Annotated in this window: 21 protein-coding genes; 11 read left to right on the plus strand and 10 right to left on the minus strand. The window is 54.8% G+C overall.

The window, feature by feature from the left end; all coding sequences use genetic code 11:
• The first annotated feature begins 234 nt into the window (after window positions 1–234).
• Entirely contained in the window at window positions 235–1806 is a 1572-nt protein-coding gene (locus DVA43_RS03360) for a sulfatase-like hydrolase/transferase (protein ID WP_114314579.1), read from the plus strand.
• A gap of 38 nt (window positions 1807–1844) precedes the next feature.
• Here the strand turns inward: DVA43_RS03360 and DVA43_RS03365 are convergent, their stop codons facing one another.
• The 5 genes from DVA43_RS03365 to DVA43_RS03385 form a co-directional block, all read right to left on the minus strand.
• Window positions 1845–2561: an ABC transporter ATP-binding protein gene (locus tag DVA43_RS03365; protein WP_114314580.1), complete on the minus strand. Its 717-nt coding sequence runs from the start codon at window positions 2559–2561 to the stop codon at window positions 1845–1847.
• Window positions 2558–3433 carry an ATP-binding cassette domain-containing protein gene (locus DVA43_RS03370; protein ID WP_114314581.1) on the minus strand — a complete coding sequence of 292 codons (876 nt, stop codon included), beginning with the start codon at window positions 3431–3433 and terminating at the stop codon, window positions 2558–2560. Before DVA43_RS03370 ends, DVA43_RS03365 begins: the two co-directional genes overlap by 4 nt.
• Window positions 3430–4731, minus strand: coding sequence for a high-affinity branched-chain amino acid ABC transporter permease LivM (gene livM, locus DVA43_RS03375; protein ID WP_210405530.1), 1302 nt, complete (start codon window positions 4729–4731; stop codon window positions 3430–3432). The genes DVA43_RS03370 and livM overlap by 4 nt, the downstream gene beginning before the upstream one ends.
• Window positions 4732–4741: 10 nt before the next feature.
• A complete protein-coding gene (locus tag DVA43_RS03380; protein WP_114317066.1) occupies window positions 4742–5656 on the minus strand; it encodes a branched-chain amino acid ABC transporter permease LivH in 915 nt (304 codons plus the stop codon).
• An 88-nt stretch (window positions 5657–5744) separates the two neighbouring features.
• Complete coding sequence (locus DVA43_RS03385; protein ID WP_114314582.1) at window positions 5745–6866, minus strand: branched-chain amino acid ABC transporter substrate-binding protein; 1122 nt, start codon at window positions 6864–6866, stop codon at window positions 5745–5747.
• A 406-nt stretch (window positions 6867–7272) separates the two neighbouring features.
• On the opposite strand from DVA43_RS03385, the gene DVA43_RS03390 reads away from it, so the two are divergent.
• Window positions 7273–7941, plus strand: a complete 669-nt coding sequence (locus DVA43_RS03390; RefSeq protein ID WP_114314583.1) for a YecA family protein — start codon at window positions 7273–7275, stop codon at window positions 7939–7941.
• An 82-nt stretch (window positions 7942–8023) separates the two neighbouring features.
• Here DVA43_RS03390 and tyrP read toward each other — a convergent pair whose 3' ends face one another.
• A complete protein-coding gene (gene tyrP / locus DVA43_RS03395; RefSeq protein ID WP_114314584.1) occupies window positions 8024–9235 on the minus strand; it encodes a tyrosine transporter TyrP in 1212 nt (403 codons plus the stop codon).
• A gap of 249 nt (window positions 9236–9484) precedes the next feature.
• Between tyrP and DVA43_RS03400 the strand changes: the two genes are divergently transcribed.
• Both DVA43_RS03400 and DVA43_RS03405 read left to right on the plus strand, forming a co-directional pair.
• Window positions 9485–9826 (plus strand): hypothetical protein, encoded by a 342-nt coding sequence (locus DVA43_RS03400; RefSeq protein WP_114314585.1) that lies wholly within the window; start codon window positions 9485–9487, stop codon window positions 9824–9826.
• A 67-nt stretch (window positions 9827–9893) separates the two neighbouring features.
• Window positions 9894–10133 carry a YecH family metal-binding protein gene (locus tag DVA43_RS03405; protein ID WP_114314586.1) on the plus strand — a complete coding sequence of 80 codons (240 nt, stop codon included), beginning with the start codon at window positions 9894–9896 and terminating at the stop codon, window positions 10131–10133.
• A 33-nt stretch (window positions 10134–10166) separates the two neighbouring features.
• Here DVA43_RS03405 and ftnA read toward each other — a convergent pair whose 3' ends face one another.
• On the minus strand, window positions 10167–10664 hold the full coding sequence (gene ftnA, locus DVA43_RS03410; protein WP_103822416.1) for a non-heme ferritin: 498 nt from the start codon (window positions 10662–10664) through the stop codon (window positions 10167–10169).
• A gap of 206 nt (window positions 10665–10870) precedes the next feature.
• Window positions 10871–11212 carry a YecR family lipoprotein gene (yecR, locus tag DVA43_RS03415; RefSeq protein WP_103180106.1) on the minus strand — a complete coding sequence of 114 codons (342 nt, stop codon included), beginning with the start codon at window positions 11210–11212 and terminating at the stop codon, window positions 10871–10873.
• 293 nt (window positions 11213–11505) lie between these two features.
• Between yecR and DVA43_RS03420 the strand changes: the two genes are divergently transcribed.
• Entirely contained in the window at window positions 11506–12144 is a 639-nt protein-coding gene (locus tag DVA43_RS03420) for an RpiB/LacA/LacB family sugar-phosphate isomerase (protein WP_103180105.1), read from the plus strand.
• 41 nt (window positions 12145–12185) lie between these two features.
• Here DVA43_RS03420 and DVA43_RS03425 read toward each other — a convergent pair whose 3' ends face one another.
• Window positions 12186–13607 (minus strand): MFS transporter, encoded by a 1422-nt coding sequence (locus DVA43_RS03425; RefSeq protein ID WP_114314587.1) that lies wholly within the window; start codon window positions 13605–13607, stop codon window positions 12186–12188.
• A gap of 211 nt (window positions 13608–13818) precedes the next feature.
• Between DVA43_RS03425 and azuC the strand changes: the two genes are divergently transcribed.
• Both azuC and DVA43_RS03435 read left to right on the plus strand, forming a co-directional pair.
• The gene (azuC, locus tag DVA43_RS03430; protein WP_098946254.1) at window positions 13819–13902 is read left to right on the plus strand and encodes a stress response protein AzuC; all 84 of its coding nucleotides are present in this window, start codon (window positions 13819–13821) and stop codon (window positions 13900–13902) included.
• 96 nt (window positions 13903–13998) lie between these two features.
• Window positions 13999–14250, plus strand: coding sequence for a DUF2766 family protein (locus DVA43_RS03435; protein ID WP_039030868.1), 252 nt, complete (start codon window positions 13999–14001; stop codon window positions 14248–14250).
• 167 nt (window positions 14251–14417) lie between these two features.
• Here DVA43_RS03435 and DVA43_RS03440 read toward each other — a convergent pair whose 3' ends face one another.
• The gene (locus tag DVA43_RS03440) at window positions 14418–14921 is read right to left on the minus strand and encodes a non-heme ferritin-like protein (RefSeq protein ID WP_114317067.1); all 504 of its coding nucleotides are present in this window, start codon (window positions 14919–14921) and stop codon (window positions 14418–14420) included.
• 544 nt (window positions 14922–15465) lie between these two features.
• Between DVA43_RS03440 and DVA43_RS03445 the strand changes: the two genes are divergently transcribed.
• From DVA43_RS03445 to araH, 4 genes are all read left to right on the plus strand, one after another.
• Entirely contained in the window at window positions 15466–16023 is a 558-nt protein-coding gene (locus DVA43_RS03445; protein ID WP_114314588.1) for a DJ-1 family glyoxalase III, read from the plus strand.
• 315 nt (window positions 16024–16338) lie between these two features.
• Window positions 16339–17328, plus strand: coding sequence for an arabinose ABC transporter substrate-binding protein AraF (araF, locus tag DVA43_RS03455; RefSeq protein WP_103822412.1), 990 nt, complete (start codon window positions 16339–16341; stop codon window positions 17326–17328).
• Between the two features lie 68 nt (window positions 17329–17396).
• Complete coding sequence (gene araG, locus DVA43_RS03460) at window positions 17397–18911, plus strand: L-arabinose ABC transporter ATP-binding protein AraG (protein ID WP_103822411.1); 1515 nt, start codon at window positions 17397–17399, stop codon at window positions 18909–18911.
• A 14-nt stretch (window positions 18912–18925) separates the two neighbouring features.
• The gene (gene araH, locus DVA43_RS03465) at window positions 18926–19906 is read left to right on the plus strand and encodes an arabinose ABC transporter permease AraH (protein WP_103180100.1); all 981 of its coding nucleotides are present in this window, start codon (window positions 18926–18928) and stop codon (window positions 19904–19906) included.
• Window positions 19907–19927 lie beyond the last annotated feature (21 nt).

The following is a 19927-nucleotide window of genomic DNA, read 5'->3' on the forward strand; positions in this document are numbered from 1 at the left end:
GTACTGGCGCCTTTCTGAAATATCAGGAAAGGCGCCCTATCACACAAATATTGATGAATTATGATGATATTACTTCAGTTTGATAAATATTACGTTACAAAACGTTGATCTTCCTGCCCGCGCGCTCTATCTTAGGAGAAGTTTCTCCATAAATTGCTCCATTTTTATCCCTGTATCGCTTTTTATGGCGATGGGTTATTCCCTCGCTGCGGCTTATTGTGGATTACGGTCAATATGAATATAACCGCGAGTAAATATACCCTCTGGATGCGCGATGTTTCCCTTAATCCGTGGGCCGCTTTTTATTTCCTGCAATCCGTACTGATTAATTATTCGTTTGGATATTCATTCAGCCTGCTCTATTCAGTGGCATTTAGCTGCGTGCTTTTTGTCCTGTGGCGGATCGCGCCTCGCGTGCAGAAAGGGTTTATTGCCCTGTGTAGCCTGCTGGCGGCCATCTACTTCCCGTTTGAGCAGGCCTATGGCGCACCGAACTTTAATACCCTGCTGGCGCTGCACTCCACCAACTTCAGTGAGTCCGTCGAGATCCTGACAATATTCCCGTGGCACAGCTATCTGGTCTCATTGATCATTCTGGCGCTGGGCGGGGTGGCGCTCCGGCGTAAAAGTACGCCAAAACTGCCGTGGCGCCGCGTGGATATGCTCTGTCTGGCCTTCAGCGTCGCCTGTTTCTTTATGACGCCGATGAAAAATCTGGTCCACTGGGGAAACTTCACCCTGCTGGATGTGGGCTATCCGGTGTTCCGCTTCGTGAAAGACGTGGTGATCAACAACCACGAAGTGGTGCAGGAAAAAGCGCACATGCTGGAGCTGGCTAAACTGAAGGACAACTGGACCGTGCTGGCGGTGAAGCCCCGCTACCACAACTACGTGGTGGTGATCGGTGAAAGTGCGCGTCGGGATGCCTTAGGCGCTTTTGGCGGGCAGTGGAATAACACCCCCTTTGCCAGCACGGTTAAGGGCACGTTGTTTACGGATTATGTCTCCTCCAGTGCCTCCACCCAAATCTCGCTGGGCCTCTCCATGACCCGGGTGAGCGGGGGAAATCCGGAGTATCAGAATAACTTCGTCACGCTGGCAAACCGCGCCGGATTCCAGACCTGGTGGTTCTCCAATCAGGGACAAATTGGTGAAAACGATACCGCTGTCGCCAGTATTGCGAAGCGTGCGAATAACGTAAAGTTTTTACGCAAAGGCTATTATGAAGATGAAAATAATCCCCGGGATGAAACCTTATTACAGATGACGCAGCAGGTGCTTTCTACCCGCCACAGCCAAACGCAGCTGATCGTCCTGCATTTAATGGGATCACACCCCCAGGCCTGTGAGCGCACCCAGGGAAAATATGGTGAATTTGTGCAGTCGAAAGAGACCTCCTGCTACATCTACAGCATCACCCAGACCGACAACCTGTTAAAACAGCTTTATCAGCAGCTACAAAATAGCGGCGACAGCTTCTCGATGGTCTATTTCTCCGATCACGGTCTGACCTATAAATCCCGTCTGACCGGGGGGCAGTATATGGGGCATGGTGATGCCTTCCAGCAAAACTATCAGGTGCCCTTTATGATCATGTCGAGCGACGACAAAGAGCATCGCCTGATTAAAGCCCGCCGCTCTGCCAATGATTTTCTCGATTTCTTCTCCGTCTGGACCGGGATCGAGGCGAAAGAGTTAAGCCCGAAATACGCCTTTGTCTCGGAGCAGGATGTGGGCTCTCCCACGGTGACCAACTTTAAGCAGCAGAAAGTGAATTACGCGCAGCTGCCTGACGATCTTCATTGATAACGCCAGTCAGGGAGACCTGACTGGCGGGCTTCCGCTCAGACACCGCCCAGATAAGCCTTTCTGACCTCCTGATTGCCGAGCAGCTCTTCGCCGCTGCCGCTCAGGCGGATCTGTCCGTTGACCATCACATACCCCCGGTCGGAGAGCTTCAGCGCGTGGTGCGCGTTCTGCTCTACCAGGAAAATGGTCATCCCGTTGCGCGCCAGCTCCCGCAGGGTCTGGAAGATCTGCTTCACCACAATCGGCGCTAAACCCAGGCTCGGCTCATCCAGCAGTAACAGTTTAGGGCGGCTCATCAGGGCGCGGGCGATGGCCAGCATCTGCTGTTCGCCGCCGGACATGGTCATCGCCCGCTGTTTGCGCCGCTCCTTCAGGCGCGGAAAGAGGTCAAACATGCTCTGCAGATCGCCGGCCGCATACTGGTTGCCAATGGGGATGGTCCCCATCAGCAGGTTCTCTTCTACCGTCATATCCGGGAAGATACGCCGTCCTTCCGGGGCCTGGGCGATGCCGCCCGATGCGACATAGTGGGTCGATTTATGGCTAATATCTTCTCCGCAAAACAGAATTTGCCCGTCGCGCACCCGGGGCTGGCCGAAAATCGACATCAGCAGGGTCGATTTTCCCGCCCCGTTAGCGCCGATCAGCGCCACGGTTTCGCCGGGATTCACCTGCAAGGAAACCTGCTTCAGCGCCTGGATCACCCCGTAATAGACATCCACCTGACGAAACTCCAGCATCGCCTCACTCATACGCTGACCTCGCTCTCATCGGTGCCCAGATAGGCGGCAATGACTTTTTCATCGTGCTGGATCTGTTCGGGTTTACCCTGGGCGATCACATCTCCGTGGTCGAGGACGATGATGTGATCGGAAATCTCCATCACCATGCCCATATCGTGCTCGATCAGCAGGACGGTGATGTCATGGCGATCGCGCAGGAAGCGGATGATGTTACTCAGCGTGTGGGTCTCCACCGGGTTAAGCCCGGCGGCCGGTTCATCAAGACAGATCATCTCCGGCCCGGTACACATGGCGCGGGCAATTTCGAGCCGCCGCTGCTGGCCGTAGGAGATCTCGCCCGCCAGACGGTTGGCGCAATCCACCAGGTTCACCACCTCCAGCCAGTAGAAGGCCCGATCCAGGGCGTCGCTTTCCGCTCGCCGGTAGGCGGGGGTGTTAAGCACCCCGGCCAGCAGGTTGCGGTTCACCTGCATGTGCTGGGCCACCAGCAGGTTCTCCACTACCGACATCTCGCGGAACAGGCGGATATTCTGGAAGGTGCGCGCCAGCCCGGCGCGGTTGATCAGATGGGTGCCGCCAAACATCTTGTAGTAGAGACGCTGGCCGAACTGCGCCGGGTTGATCCAGTCTCCCGGCTGGAATTTCTGCCCCAGGACCTGGATCACGTTGGTGGTTTTGCTGCGGGTATTGAACAGAATATTGCCGCCGGAGGCTTTATAAAACCCGGTCAGACAGTTGAAGACCGTGGTTTTCCCCGCGCCGTTCGGCCCGATCAGGGCGGTGATAGAGCCGCGCTGCACCTCCAGATTGACGTCGTTTAGCGCCTTGATGCCGCCAAAATGCATCATCAGATGCTCCACGCTCAGGATAGTCCCGTTCATGGCGCCACTCCCTTACGCACCGCGAAGCCGGTACGGTTGATGCGGATAAGTCCGCGCGGTCGCCAGATCATCATTACCACCATCAGGATGCCAAACAGCAGCACCCGGTACTCCGCGAAGGTGCGCAACAGCTCCGGTGTCACGGTGAGCACGAAGGCCGCCAGCACCACCCCGAGGGTTGAGCCCATGCCACCTAATACCACGATGGCGAGGATCAGCGCCGACTCAAAAAAGGTGAACGAGGTGGGGTTAACGAACCCCTGATAGGTGGCGAAGAACACCCCGGCGATCCCCGCGGTCGACGCCCCCAGGGTAAAGGCCGATAGTTTCACCAGCACATGGTTGAGGCCCATAGAGCGGCAGGCAATTTCGTCTTCGCGCAGCGCTTCCCAGGCGCGGCCAATGGGCATTCGCGTCAGGCGATGCTTAATGTAGAGCACCAGCAACACCACCAGCAGCAGCACGGCGTAGATGAAAATGAACTTCAGATTGGGGTTAAAGGTCAGGTTAAAAAACTCGTGGAACGGGACGCCGCCATCTTTGGCCCGCCGACCAAACTCCAGACCGAAAAAGGTCGGAGGCGGGGCGGAGACGCCGTTCGGCCCGCCGGTAAAGGTCAGCCAGTTGTTGAGCACCAGACGGATGATCTCCCCGAAGCCGAGAGTCACAATCGCCAGATAGTCACCGTGCATCCGCAGCACCGGGAAGCCGAGCAGGGCGCCTGCGGCAGCGGCCATGAGTGCCGCCAGGGGGAGCATGGTCCAGAAGCCGAGCCCCAGATACTGATAGCCCAGCGCCAGGCCGTAGGCACCGATAGCGTAAAAGGCGACATAGCCAAGATCCAGCAGCCCCGCGAGCCCCACCACGATGTTCAGCCCGAGGCCGAGCAGGACGTAGATCAGGCCGAGGATCGCCACCGTCAGCACGTATTTGGTGGCGACGAAAGGAAAACAGACCGCCAGAGCGATTATCAGCGGCAGGATCCAGCGCATCCGGCTTTTGTACTCCGGCGGGCGCACGTAAACCCCGGCGCTGTCGCTCTCGAAACGCGCGGAGAGACGCCTGCCCGGCGCGGTCATTAAAAAGGCGCTAAGTAAAAAACGTCCTGTCATTACCGTGGCGATGATCCACGCCAGGCGCCGCCCTTCGAAGTTAAAGCTGTAGCCATCCAGCACCACACCCGCCACCGGACCGAAAATAATCAGCGCGACCATGCCCGCAAAAATGGCGTCGAGGAGGCAGCGTTTGAGTGAAAAGCCGTCGTGAGCAACGGGCTGTGAAACGATCTGTGACGTCATGTTATTTCTCTCACACTTTGGCCACGACGGGACGGCCAAGCAGTCCCTGAGGACGGAAAATAAGGATCACCACCAGCAACCCAAAGGAGAAGACATCTTTATAATCGGTGTTGACCATGCCCGAGAACTGCGCCTCGGCGATGCCGAGGATTAACCCGCCTAACATGGCGCCAGGCAGAGAGCCGATCCCCCCGAGCACGGCGGCGGTAAAGGCTTTAATCCCGATGATAAACCCGGCGTAAAAATCAAAGGTGCCGTAGTTCATGGTGATCAGCACGCCCGCCAGCCCGGCCATCGCCGCGCCAATCACGAACACCAGGGAGATAATCCGGTCGGTATTGATGCCGAGAATCGACGCCATCTTGCGATCCTGCTGCACGGCGCGACACATCCGCCCTAGACGGGTGTTGCTGATGATCCAGGTCAGCACCAGCATCCCGGTGAACGAGGCGATCAGAATGAAGACTTTGGTGTAGGTGATCTGCACAAAGCCTTCGCCAATGTGAAAGCGAAGCACACCATCGAGCATGGTGGGCACCCCTTGCTGGCGTGGGCCCTGACTAAGCTGAGCGTAGTTTTGCAGGATCAACGACATGCCGATGGCGGAAATCAGCGGGGCTAAACGGGTGGAGTTACGCAGCGGTTTATAGGCGATCCGCTCGATGGTCCAGCCATAGACGCCCGTTACCACGATGGTAAAGACCAGCGTGCCGAGGATCAGCAGCGGAAAAGATTCCAGCCCGAAGAAGGAGAGGAGCGCCAGGCCGATGGCGCAGAGATAGGCGGAGATCATATAGACTTCGCCGTGGGCGAAGTTAATCATGCCGATAATGCCGTAGACCATGGTGTAGCCGATGGCGATCAATCCGTAGACCGACCCCAGTGTTAAGCCATTGATTAGCTGCTGCAGAAAGAAAGTTTCCATCATCGCGCGCTCGTGTTACAGGCCGCAGGTTGCGCTGCGGCCCGATGGTTATAGTGCGTCGGTATGTCGCCATACCGACGTTGAGCGGTTACTGCACTTCCTTATATTTGCCCTTGTCGTCCCACTCGTACACCACGTAGTCGGAGATTTTCAGGTCGCCTTTGCTGTCCCAGGATTTTTTGCCCATCACGGTATCCACCGAATTGGCTTTCAGCCATTCGCTGGCTTTGGCCGGATCGGCCCCGCCCGCAGCTTTAAATGCCGCAGCAATGGCCTGCACAGAGGCGTAGGCGTAGAGGGTATAGCCTTCCGGCTCGAATTTACTGGCGCGGAATTTGTCGATTACCGCTTTGCCTTCCGTGATCAGGCGCGGATCTTTACCGAAGGTCATGTAGATGCCGTTGGTGTACTGCGCGCCCCCGGCAGCGGTGACCATCTCTTCGTTGACGATGCAGTCCCCGGAGAAGAATTTCGCCTGCACGCCCTGCTCACGCATCTGGCGCACCAGCGGGCCCGCTTCCGGATGGCAGCCGCCAAAGAAGACCACGTCTGGCTTCTGGGCGCCGATTTTGGTCACCAGCGCGTTAAAGTCTTTCTCGCCGCGGGACAGCCCTTCATACATCACGTTCTGCACGCCACGTTTCGCCAGCGCCGCTTTGGTAGCATCCGCCAGACCCTGTCCGTAGGTGTCCTTGTCGTGAATAATCGCCACCCGTTTGGCTTTCAGCTTGTCGATAATGAAATCGCTGGCGATCTGGCCCTGCTGATCATCGCGCCCGCACATGCGGAACATGTCGCTCATGCCGCGCTCGGTGATCTGCGGGTTGGTAGAGCCGGGGGTAATGGCCAGCACGCCGGCGTCGTTATAGACCTCAGAGGCAGGCATGGTGGAAGAGGAGCAGAAGTGGCCGACCACGGCTTTGACTTTATCCTGATCCACCAGACGGTTAGCTACCGATACGGCCTGCTTCGGTTCGCAGGCGTCATCGCCCTGCACCAGTTTGATCTTTTCACCATTAATGCCGCCCGCGGCGTTGATATCTTCCGCAGCCTGCGTAGCGCCATGCCAGTACTGATCCCCGTACGTGGCGTTCGGCCCGGTAAAGGGACCCGCCACACCAATCACGATATCAGCCTGGGCGGAAAACGCCGTGACCAGGCAGCCTGCCAGAACAAGAGAAAGAGGACTTCTGATGAATTTCAGCGACATTATGATCTACCTTTTCTGAGTGATTTTTGCACAACCGTGTGTAGTCGAACGCCTGAAGGCGTACCCAATCCAAAATGCATTGCACTAAACGGACGACAAACTGCAGAAACAGGCGAGGGTGTCTGACGCATTTCCTCGACAGAACAACATTAAGCAAAATGGTTGCCAGAACGGGCAGCGTAGGGCCTTGTTTCGACAATTTTCAGTATAGAGCGCCGTTTTACGCCGCCCGGCGGCACGAAGTGAAATTACAGCGGGGATCACATCTCATTAACAACGAAGCACATAAGTTGTGCAGCGGTCACGATTTAAGCGTTTTTGCACCAGCAAAGACCGTGGATCAACAGGGAAGAGAACCGTTTCTGTGTTACCCTGCACACCATTCTATTCTGCAGGAGATCTACCCATGACTGAAGGCCCGTTAAACGAAACCGAAATGGAGTGGCTGGAAGAGACCTTAATGACCTACGGTCATGATGACGAGTCCGTTATGGATGTCTCAGAACTCGACGGTATGCTGACCGCGGTGCTGTCCGGCCCCGTGGTGGTGGAACCAGATCGCTGGCTGGTGGCGGTGTGGGGCGGCGAAAAGAACATTCCGCGCTGGAAGAACGAGCGTGAGATGAACCGCTTCATCGATCTCTGCTTCAAGCATATGAACGATATCGCCGAACGCCTGAGCGACTACCCGGATCAGTTTGAACCGATGTTCGGCATGAACGACGTCGACGGTCAAACCTATACCGTGGTGGAAGAGTGGTGCTTCGGCTATATGCGCGGCGTGGCGCTGACCGACTGGTCATCCCTGCCGGAGTCACTGCGTGCCGATCTGGATTTAATTGCCCTGCACGGTTCTGAAGAGAACTTTGAGCGTCTGGATTCCTTCAGTGAAGAGGCGTTCCAGCAGAGCATCGAGGGCATTCGTCCGGCAGCGCTGCGTCTGTATAACTACTGGATTGCCAACCCGCAAGAGCCGGTTACTCAGCAGCCGGTGATCAACGGCACCAAAGTGGGGCGCAACGATCCCTGTCCGTGCGGCAGCGGCAAGAAATTCAAGAACTGCTGTCTGCATTAACAGCGCCCGGCGGCGCTTCGCTTGCGCGGGCCTTAATATCCGTAGGCCGGGTAAGCGCAGCGCCACCCGGCATCATTGCACGTTATCCCACCTCTGGCAGCAACCCCGCCGTAATCCCGAACTGCACCAGGATTATCGCGATCCCGCAGGCAAAGACCAGACAGAGCGCAGGCTTACCGCCTGGTACCCGGTAGTTCCCTTCTGGATGATGCTTACGGCTTTGCCAGACCAGCAGCGAGGGCAGCAGCAGCGCCAGCACCGCCAGCGCCACGCCCGCGTAACCCAGCGCCATCACAAAACCCCGTGGGTAGAACAGCGCGAAGGCCAGCGGCGGCAGAAAGGTGATCGCCCCGGTCTGGATACGTCCGCTGACCGTGCGGCTGCGCTGGAACAGGTCGGCGAGGTAGTCGAACAGGCCCAGCGCCACCCCCAGGAACGAGGTCGCCAGGGCGAGATCGGCAAACAGATGCACCGCCAGCTCAACGTGCGGCGACGCAACCACTTCGCGTACGGCCTGCAACAGCCCGTTCAGCCCACTATGGTTTGCCAGCATCCCCATGAAGCTCGACGAGTTGATACTGCCGAGGGTGACCAGCTGCCAGAAGATGTATGCCACCAGCGGAATGGCGCTGCCGGTGATAAAGATCCAGCGCAGCTTGCGCACGTTGCCATTCATATAGCTGACAATGCTCGGCACGCTGCCGTGGAAACCAAACGAGGTAAAAATGACCGGGATAGCCGAAAGTGCCAGCCCTTTCTCCAGCGGCAGCGTCAGTAAGTTGATCTTATGAATGTGCGGGGCCAGCAGGGCCAGCATCACCACCAGGAAGACTATTTTTGCCGAGAACAGGAGGCGGTTGAACAGATCCACCAGCGACGTGCCCACGCAGACCACGCCCCCACCAATCAGGGTAAATAAGAGCACCCCGGTGGCGGGGGAGATATCAGCGTTGAACCCGTCATTGACGCTGGAGGCGATCAACTCCCCGGCGCCGCTGATGTAGGCTGCCGTCAGGGCATACATCAGGAACATCATGCTAAAGCCTGTGATCCACTGGCCAAATCGCCCCAGATAACGCCCGGCCAGCGATCCCAGCCCGGTATCGGCAGGAACGTGTTGATACACTTCGAGCAGCAACAGGGCGGTGTAACACATCAGTGCCCACAGTACGCCCAGTAACACCAGCGTAACGCCAAAACCGACACCTGCCGCCGCCAGCGGCATCGCCAGCATCCCGGCGCCAATCGTCGTTCCGGCGACGATAAAAATACTACCCAGCGTTCTGTTCTTCACGTTTTCCTCTAAAACCTTACGGCACAACGACAAAATCTGCGGCGCAGAGTAAGGGAAAAGGACGGGCTCGTCAAACCGGCGTTACAACCGCTGTAATGGAATATTTACGCTATCTAACTTAAGCGTCGCTCTGGTCATATGCCCGTAAAAATGAGGAGGTTTGCCTACTTCATAAGAGCAATGTTTTCGCTCGATAATCAGGCGTAACGTAAACGTTTCTTATAAATATTCAAAAAAAGTGAGACGGCGATGGCGGTCAGTAATCCCTTCTGTGCGAAATGGAGTCGTTCAGGCAATTTATTGTGTCACGGGCACTGGATAATCAGCTGGCAGGGCCATGCGCTAACCTTACCGGAGGCGAGGCAGGAAAAGGATATGGGGACCTGGGCCATCTATTCGATCATCGATCCCGAAGATGAGACCTTTGCCCAGGGGTTGCAGGAAGATGAGTGGATTATTGAAAACGTCGAATGGTTGACCGATCTCTTTTTCGACCACGGCATTCCGCTGGAGACCGCCAGCTATCGCCAGTTTTATCAGGCGGTCAATAAACAGGACTGGCGCTGCACCAGCTGTGCGGGTTGCATGTAAACCTGCGCCAGCGCAAAACGTTGCGGGGAGGAAAGGGTTAGGCTGCGCCTTTTCTTCTGGAGGGTTTATGGCATCCATTCATGGGCATGAAGTGCTGACGATGATGATCGAGTCCGGTGAGCAATACAGCGAAGAGAGTCTGATTGCTGCGATTACGGCGCGTTTTGGTGACGAGGCGCGTTTTCATACCTGTTCAGCCGCGGACATGACGGCGGCGGAGCTGGTGACATTTCTGGCGGCGCGCGGTAAATTCATTCCGCAGGCGTCGGGTTTTTCAACTCATGAAAGTAAAATCTGCCGCCATTAAAAATTTGCGGCGCCAGATGGCGCCGCATGAATATTAATTTTGGGCATCGAGCGTCGACAGCTCTTTATCAATAAAGTACAACCCTTCACCCGATTTTCCGGCCAGTGAAAGTTTATCGAGAACCGATTTAAACAGCTTCTCTTCTTCATGCTGTTCTGCCACATACCATTGCAGGAAATTAAAGGTAGGATAATCCTGGCTGGTCATTGCTGCGTGTACCAGTTCATTAATTTTTTGCGTGATCAGCTGTTCATGCTCGTAGGTAGCGCGGAACAGTTCATCTAATGAGGCATATTCTGCAAACGGCGATGCCACCGGGTTGATGCGCGGCAGGCTGCCAGTATCCGTAAGATAATCAAAGAGACGCTGCATGTGTGTCATCTCTTCCTGGGCGTGACGACGCATAAACGCCGCCGCGCCTTCAAAACTGTGATAGCTACACCAGGCACTCATCTGTTGATAGAGCAGGGAGGAGTAAAGCTCCAGATTCATTTGCTCATTGAGCTTGTCGATCATTTCACTTTTAAGCATGGTGTGGCTCCGTTTTATTATTAACTGGTCAACGTGAGCGTCACTATAATTTGTTATTTATTTATTTGCAAAAAGTAAAATAAATATTTAAGCGATCATAATGCGAATGGGAATAAAACGCATTGCGCGTAGCTTAAATATATTAATGAGAATTATTCTGTTTCGTGTTCAGAATATTATTGCCAGCAGAAGCGCTGGCAACGAAATTAGTAATAAGCCGATGTTGTAACGGCAGGGGCGGGGGCGTAACCGTGGCACTGATACTGGATAGTGACGGTTTTGTTCAGACACAGCGAGCCGCTGATCACGCTGCAGGTTTCGATCGGCTGACCGTAGGCCTGGGCCGTGCTGTATCCCATGGCCTGACATTCGCGGGTGGCAGTGCCACTTGTTACATAGGCATCATCATAAGAGGTCTGGAATAGTGGCTGACCATAATCAAGCCTGACGACCCCCGAGGTGACATCGACGCTGCTCACTTCAGCCTTGCGGGTGATGCCGCAACCTGCCAGTAACAGCACCAGACCGACCGTGCATAATCTCTTCATAGAACACTCTGAATGCGTTGAAATAACCTATACTAACGCCAGACGTAAAGCGCAATGCCAGGAATAACCACCTGTTCTCTCTTTTCTCTTCGCCACGACCATCCGGCTCCTTCAATCATAAGCCATCCTTTTGCGAACCGGTGTTCACATCTCTCTTCATCGAAATTGTGAGCGCATCTTTGTTTTTTGAAACTATTTTTCACTTAATTTGAAAGTACGTTTGCTTAGTAGTAAGGTGAGTCAGGTAAGCTATTCACAGCGGGGTGCCCCGCATCGCATTCAGGAGACGAAGTATGAAAATTGCACTGATGATGGAAAACAGCCAGGCGCAAAAAAACGCCATCATCCTCAAGGAATTGAACGCCGTTGCTGAAGAGAAAGGTTTCCCGGTTTATAACGTTGGGATGAGCGACGAAAACGATCACCACCTGACCTATATTCACCTGGGGATCATGGCGAGCATTCTGCTGAACTCTAAAGCGGTTGATTTCGTGGTGACCGGTTGCGGTACCGGCCAGGGTGCGCTGATGTCCCTGAACATCCACCCGGGCGTGGTGTGTGGCTACTGCATCGATCCTGCTGACGCCTTCCTGTTTGCACAGATCAACAATGGTAACGCACTCGCCCTGCCATTTGCCAAAGGCTTCGGCTGGGGCGCAGAGCTGAACGTGCGCTTTATCTTTGAAAAAGCCTTCACTGGCCGTAAAGGCGAAGGTTATCCGCCAGAGCGTAAAGAGCCTCAGGTTCGCAACGCGGGCATCCTGAACCAGGTGAAAGCGGCTGTGGTGAAAGAGAACTATCTCGACACCCTGCGCGCCATCGATCCAGAGCTGGTTAAAACTGCGGTTACCGGTCAGCGTTTCCAGCAGTGCTTCTTCGAGAACTGCCAGGATAAAGAGATCGAAGCCTTTGTCCGCGGTATTATCGGCTAAGTTGCTAACACTGATAAAAAGCCAGCTTGCGCTGGCTTTTTTTATGCCTGTTTTCTGGATACCGCACTGCCGGCATCTTTTACCAGCCGCAGGGTATCGACCATCCCCAGCAGACAGACCAGCGCAATGGCTACAAACGCCAGCCGGAAGCTGATGCCCGGTAGCGACGCCATCCCCAGCCATTCGCTACACACTTCGCCGATGCGGATCCCGATGGCGCCGAGGGTGATCCCCAGCCCCACTGCCAGCTGGGTGGCGGTGGAAAATAGGGTGTTGGCATAGCTCATCTGCGGCGAAGGCACATCCGCAAAAGCAAGGGTACTGATGGCGGTAAACTGAATGGAACGGAACACGCCGCCCAGATAAAGGATCAGCATAATGAGCCACACCGGGGTTTGTGGAGTCAGGAAAGCGCAGGCCAGCAGAGCCAGCACGTTCAGCGCGCCGTTGATTAGAAGTAGCTTCTTAAACCCCAGCCCGCGAATCAGTGGCGTGGTTGCCGGTTTGATGGTCAGGTTGCCGACAAAGACGGCCAGCACCAGCAAACCGGAGTGGAACGCATCCATGCCGAATCCTACCTGAAAGAGCAGCGGCAGCAAAAACGGCACGGCGCTGATGGAGGCGCGAAACAGCGACCCGCCGTACATCGTCACCCGAAAGGTGGGTACCTGCAAGGCGTCGAGGCGGATCATCGGCCACTCGGCGCGCCGGAAATGGCGCAGGGCATAAATCATGGTCACCATCCCTGTTGCCAGCAGCGCAAGGGTCATGCCTGTATTCATCTCCTGCGCCCCCATCATCTCCATGGCATAGACCAGACTCACCATCGCCACCGAGGTGGCGATAAAGCCCGGCGTATCGAACGGGCGACGGGCCTCTTCATAGATATCGGGAATAATGCGCAGCGCCAGCACGATAGCTATCAGCCCTAACGGCACGTTAATAAAGAAGATCCAGCGCCAGTTGGCATAGCTGGTAATAAAGCCTCCCAGCGGCGGGCCGATGATGGGTGCCACCAGCGCGGGCCAGGTGAGGGTGGCGATGGCGGTAATCAACAGGTGCTTAGGCGTGGTGCGCAATACGGCAAGGCGGCCTACCGGCACCATTAATGCACCGCCCATTCCCTGCAGTATGCGCATGGCGATGAACTGATCCACGCTGGTGGCGAGACCGCACAGCACCGAGGCGAGAGTGAAGATCGCCAGGGCAAGGGTGAACACCTTACGCGCGCCAAAGCGATCGGCGATCCAGCCGCTGGCCGGAATAAGCACCGCCAGGGTGATGAGGTAGGCGCTGATCCCGAGATTAAGATCGACCGCCTGCACGCCAAAGCTTTTCGCCATATCGGGTAACGCCGTGGCGATCACCGTGCCGTCAAGAAACTCCATAAAGAACGCGCCGGCTACCAGCAGCGCGGCGGGAGAGATCCCGCTGGCCGCTTTGCCGGAGTGATTTTCGGTCATTTTTCTCTGCCACTTAAAAATTTTTTTAAAAATTTACGGGAACACGTTGTGCGTTAATACACTGAATTATATTCATTTTTAATCGGAACATCGTTTTGTTTTAAATAAACTGCCGTGATGAATATCACAAAAACATTGATTTTTGTGATGGAGGTCATATTATAGCCGCATCAACAATAACACCTGCATAACACTTAGCCGGAGCATACCGATGAAATTGCGCAAGATCCTGAAAAGCATGTTCGAATCCTACTGCAAGACCTTTAAGGACGTACCGCCAGGCGCGATGTTCTGATAAGAAAAACCTGCTCCGGCAGGTTTTTTTGTGCCTGTACGCCGCATCAGGGCTGACGTTTTGCTACTATGACGGCCTTTCAAACAGGAGAAGCCTATGTCTCAAAACCTGAGTGCCGATCAGGAACTGATCTCTGACGTCGTTGCATGCCAGCTGGTCATCAAACAAATTCTTGATGTGATTGAAATCATTGCGCCCGCAGAAGTCCGCGAGAAAATGTCCAGTCAGCTGAAAAACATCGATTTCGCCAGCAATCCTGCGTCGGCCGACCCTGTTACGCTGCGCGCCGTACAGAAAGCCATTGCGCTGATCGAACTGAAGTTCACGCCGCAGGGCGAGTCTCACTAAAATAAACCGGTGTTTTGAATTTACAAACGGTTTTGTGAGAATAATGTGAACGGGCGACCCTGGGTCGCCCGGAACGAGAATTACATGAAGGTCTGCACCAGTAGGGTGGTAACGCTTTTGCAAAAAATTACCCGGCACAGGCCGGGTAATTTAGTTAACGCGCAGAATCAGTGATGCTGACGGCTGACGACGTTAAGCAACTGGCGATCGGTCTGTTCCAGACCCATGCCGGTGCGACGCGCCTGGCGAACTTCATCAAGGATGGTTTTGAGTAATACCCCATCCTGCTGCTGTTCTTTTTCAATATCATGCAGGAAGTTGAGCGTAGAAATATCTTTCATTTTCCGCGCTTCATCCGTTAATTGATTCAGCGTCTGACAGCGCTGCTCATACTCTTCCAGTGTGCGCTGGAAAACCGCTTCCAGGCAATTGCACTCTTCGTCAGTCATATCCACGGGTTTCAGAACCGGCATTGCGCCTGATGCTTTTAAAAAATCGAAAACGCGCATCATTTGCGTGACGTTGCTCTGCGCCTGGAGGCGCAGGAAGGTCGCGGAACCGGTTAGCTGATGTTCTGAACACCACTCGCTGAGGTGCAAAGAGAGATTTGACGCATGAAACTCGAGGTTCATCTGCGTGTTGAGCCTGGTGATCATATCCGAGACAGCCATATCCATTCCCTTTTCTTCGTTTATGTAACCAAAAAAATAATCATCATTAACGATAGTTCACTACAGAATAAAAGCATTCTGTTTTCCCTGTATGTGATCCCAAATTCATTTCAGGCATCAGGTAGAATTCATAATAACAGCGAATCCTTTATAAGAAAATCCTTATAAATATATTCTTACTAAACCTTACCCACCATCAGGAATTAAAAAAAATGAAGAATTTCGAGAAGAAAAGGGTGAGGATTTTCGTCAATAACTTATTGTAATATATAAATTTGTATGAATTTAATACTGCTCGAACAATGAAATTACTTTATGTCTTTCTCCGTCGCGGTGAAATAGGCGCTTAGCAAAAAAAATGATAATTATTCCTGCCAGGTGGAATACAGAAAATTCTGGTTTTTAATAGATTTTTACAGTTGGTGAAAATTGCGCCAGATCATTTTTGCTGAAAATAGTGCGATATGTGATCCCGCTGGAAGTTTTCCGCCCTGTACGCGGTGAAAATGAAACATTGTTTTATGTTTCACTAGCGGAGTTCATTATGGCAAAAGTAGCGGTGCTGCTGGCACCCGGATTTGAAGAGGCGGAAGCGATTATCACTATTGATATCTTACGCCGTCTCCACATTGAGGTAGAAACCCTGGCCTGCGCCGAGTCGCGCGCGGTGGTGAGCTACCATAATATCCCGATGGTGGCGGACAGCACCCTCAGCGAAAAACTCGACAGTTACTACGACGCGGTCGTTTTACCCGGCGGCCCGCAGGGCAGCGTGAATCTGGCGGCCAGTGCCGATGTGGTGCGTTTTGTCGCCGCGCATGACGAAGCGGGGAAATTTATCGCCCCAATCTGTTCGGCTGCGGCGCGCGTGCTGGGCGGCAATGGCCTGTTAAAAGGGCGTCGCTATGTCTGCTCGGGAGAACTCTGGCAGGAAATTCAGGACGGCGAATATGTCGATGCGCCAGTGGTGGAAGATGGCAACCTCATCAGCGGCAAGGGGCTGGGCCATGCCTTCGACTTTGCGCTGACGCTCTCAGCACGTCTGCTGGGTGATGAAGCACCGGTACGCGATCACGCCGAGCATATCTATTATCCCTGGTAATACGATGCCGGGCGCCAGCGCGCCCGGATCACAAGGATTTCTTAGCTAATCTTATGGACTAATCTGCTTTACCCCTTTCTATTTGTCAGACAAATACCTGCATATTTATGTCTTTTTCCGCTGAATCTATGTACGCAATTACTGTAATTCTGCGGTGTGATGGCGCTCTCTTATGGATGATTAATTTCCCGCTAAAACTATCTCAAGCAAATGCGCTTAATACACGCCTGGCGCTAATGCCTTGTTTTAAGTCCGATTAAAAACATTTTAGTTGTTATTCCCCTACAAATTAAAACGCTAAAGCTGGAGTTAACCATGCACAAATTTACTAAAGCGCTGGCGGCCATCGGTCTGGCTGCCGTTATGTCACAATCCGCTATGGCGGAGAACCTGAAGCTCGGTTTCCTGGTGAAGCAACCGGAAGAGCCATGGTTCCAGACAGAGTGGAAATTTGCCGATAAAGCCGGGAAAGATTTGGGTTTTGAAGTCATTAAAATTGCTGTGCCGGATGGTGAAAAAACGCTGAACGCTATCGACAGCCTGGCAGCCAGCGGCGCGAAAGGGTTTGTCATCTGTACTCCGGATCCCAAACTGGGCTCGGCTATCGTGGCGAAAGCGCGTGGCTACGACATGAAAGTTATCGCCGTGGACGACCAGTTCGTGAACGCCAAAGGCAAGCCGATGGATACCGTGCCGCTGGTGATGATGGCGGCGACCAAAATCGGTGAGCGTCAGGGCCAGGAGCTCTATAAAGAGATGCAAAAACGCGGCTGGGATGTGAAGGATACCGCGGTTATGGCGATCACTGCCGATGAACTGGATACCGCACGCCGTCGCACCACCGGCTCTATGGAAGCCCTGAAAGCGGCCGGCTTCCCGGAAAAACAGATCTACAAAGTGCCAACCAAATCCAACGACATCCCGGGCGCCTTCGATGCGGCCAACTCCATGCTGGTGCAACACCCTGAAGTGAAACACTGGCTGGTAGTGGGGATGAACGACAACACCGTACTGGGCGGCGTGCGTGCCACCGAAGGCCAGGGCTTCAAAGCGGCAGATGTTATCGGCATCGGCATCAACGGCGTTGATGCGGTGAGCGAGCTCTCTAAAGCACAGGCCACCGGCTTCTACGGCTCTCTGCTGCCAAGCCCGGACGTACATGGCTATAAATCCAGCGAAATGCTCTACAACTGGGTCACCAAAGGTGCCGAGCCAGCGAAATTCACTGAAGTTACCGATGTGGTGCTGATCACCCGTGACAACTTCAAAGCAGAGCTGGAGAAAAAGGGACTGGGCGGTAAGTAATTCACTGTGATTGCGCCCCCCGTAGCATCGGGGGGCCAGACGTTCACTACTCGATCCTCGGAGACGTTATGCAACAGTCTGAACCGTATCTCTCTTTTCGCGGCATCGGCAAAACCTTTCCCGGTGTCAACGCGCTGACCGACATCAGCTTTGACTGCTACGCGGGTCAGGTTCACGCCCTGATGGGGGAGAACGGCGCCGGAAAATCCACGCTGTTGAAGATCCTCAGCGGTAACTATACCCCCACGACAGGCACGCTCGCCATCCAGGGCAAAGAGGTCGCCTTTGCGGACACCACCGCCGCGCTGAATGCCGGTGTCGCCATCATCTACCAGGAACTGCATCTGGTGCCGGAGATGACCGTGGCGGAGAACATCTATCTTGGGCAGCTTCCGCATAAAGGCGGTTTCGTTAACCGTTCGCTGCTCAACTATGAGGCCGGATTACAGCTTAAGCACCTTGGGCTGGATATTGATCCCCAGACCCCGCTCAAGTATCTCTCCATCGGCCAGTGGCAGATGGTGGAGATTGCCAAGGCGCTGGCGCGCAATGCCAAAATTATCGCCTTTGACGAACCCACCAGCTCGCTGTCGGCGCGTGAAATCGAAAACCTGTTCCGGGTGATCCGCGAGCTGCGCAAAGAGGGGCGCATCATTCTGTACGTGTCGCACCGTATGGAAGAGATCTTCGCCCTCAGCGACGCTATTACCGTGTTTAAAGATGGTCGCTATGTCCGCACCTTCAGCGACATGCAGCAGGTCAACCACGACCTGCTGGTGCAGGCGATGGTAGGGCGCGAACTGGGTGATATCTATCACTGGGAACCGCGCCAGTATGGCGGCGAACTGCTGCGCCTCGAAGAGGTTAAAGCCCCCGGCGTACGCACCCCGGTAAGCCTGACGGTGCGCAGCGGTGAAATCGTTGGCCTGTTCGGGCTGGTAGGGGCAGGGCGCAGCGAGCTGATGAAAGGACTGTTTGGCGGCACCCGCATTACGGGCGGCCAGGTGTTTATCGACGGCCAGCCTGTCGATATTCAGAAACCAGCCCATGCCATTCGCGCAGGGATGATGCTCTGCCCGGAAGACCGCAAAGCCGAAGGGATCATCCCGGTGCACTCGGTGCGGGACAACATCAATATCTCGGCACGCCGCAAGACCATCCGCGCCGGGTGTCTGATTAATGATACGTGGGAGGTCAGCAACGCCGATCACCACATTCGATCGCTCAACATCAAAACCCCGGGCGCGGAACAGCTGATTATGAATCTCTCCGGTGGCAACCAGCAAAAGGCCATTCTGGGCCGATGGCTGTCGGAAGAGATGAAGGTGATCCTGCTGGATGAACCGACGCGCGGTATCGACGTGGGCGCCAAGCACGAAATCTATAACGTCATTTATGCCCTGGCAAAACGTGGCGTGGCGGTGCTCTTCGCCTCCAGCGATCTGCCGGAAGTACTGGGCGTGGCCGACCGTATCGTGGTGATGCGTGAAGGGGCCATTGCCGGTGAATTGCTACATGAACAGGCGAATGAACAGCAGGCGTTAAGCCTCGCCATGCCTAAAGTCAGTCAGGCTGTCGCCTGAGTAAGGAGAATAAGATGTCCTCTGTCACTACATCCGGAGCGCCGAAATCGGCCTTCAGCTTTGGGCGGATCTGGGATCAATACGGCATGCTGGTCGTGTTTGCCGTACTGTTCCTCGGCTGCGCCATCTTTGTGCCTAACTTCGCCACCTTCATTAACATGAAAGGGCTGGGCCTTGCCATCTCCATGTCGGGCATGGTGGCCTGCGGGATGCTGTTCTGTCTGGCATCCGGCGACTTCGACCTGTCGGTCGCCTCGGTTATCGCCTGCGCGGGGGTAACCACCGCCGTCGTTATCAACATGACCGAAAGCCTGTGGATTGGTGTGGCGGCCGGGCTGCTGCTCGGTGTGCTCAGCGGGCTGGTAAACGGCTTCGTGATTGCGCGCCTGAAAATCAACGCCCTGATCACCACGCTCGCCACCATGCAGATTGTGCGTGGGCTGGCCTACATCATCTCTGACGGTAAAGCGGTGGGGATTGAAGATGAGCGCTTCTTTACCCTCGGCTACGCCAACTGGCTCGGTCTGCCTGCCCCTATCTGGCTGACCGTCGGCTGCCTGATCATTTTTGGTTTCCTGCTCAACAGAACCACCTTTGGCCGTAATACCCTGGCGATTGGTGGTAATGAAGAGGCGGCGCGTCTGGCGGGTGTGCCGGTCGTACGGACCAAGATCATCATCTTTGTGCTTTCCGGTCTGGTGTCGGCGGCTGCGGGGATTATTCTGGCTTCACGTATGACCAGCGGCCAGCCAATGACCTCTATCGGCTATGAGCTGATCGTCATCTCAGCCTGCGTTTTAGGTGGCGTATCGCTGAAGGGCGGCATCGGAAAAATCTCATATGTGGTGGCCGGGATACTGATTCTCGGGACGGTTGAGAACGCCATGAATCTGCTGAACATCTCCCCGTTCTCGCAGTATGTGGTACGTGGCCTGATCCTGCTTGCGGCGGTGATTTTCGACCGTTACAAGCAAAAAGCAAAGCGCACCGTTTAACCCTTTTTTCCACCCCCTCCC

The organism is Leclercia sp. W6, assembly GCF_003336345.1.
In the GTDB taxonomy this organism is placed as follows: Bacteria; Pseudomonadota; Gammaproteobacteria; order Enterobacterales; family Enterobacteriaceae; genus Enterobacter.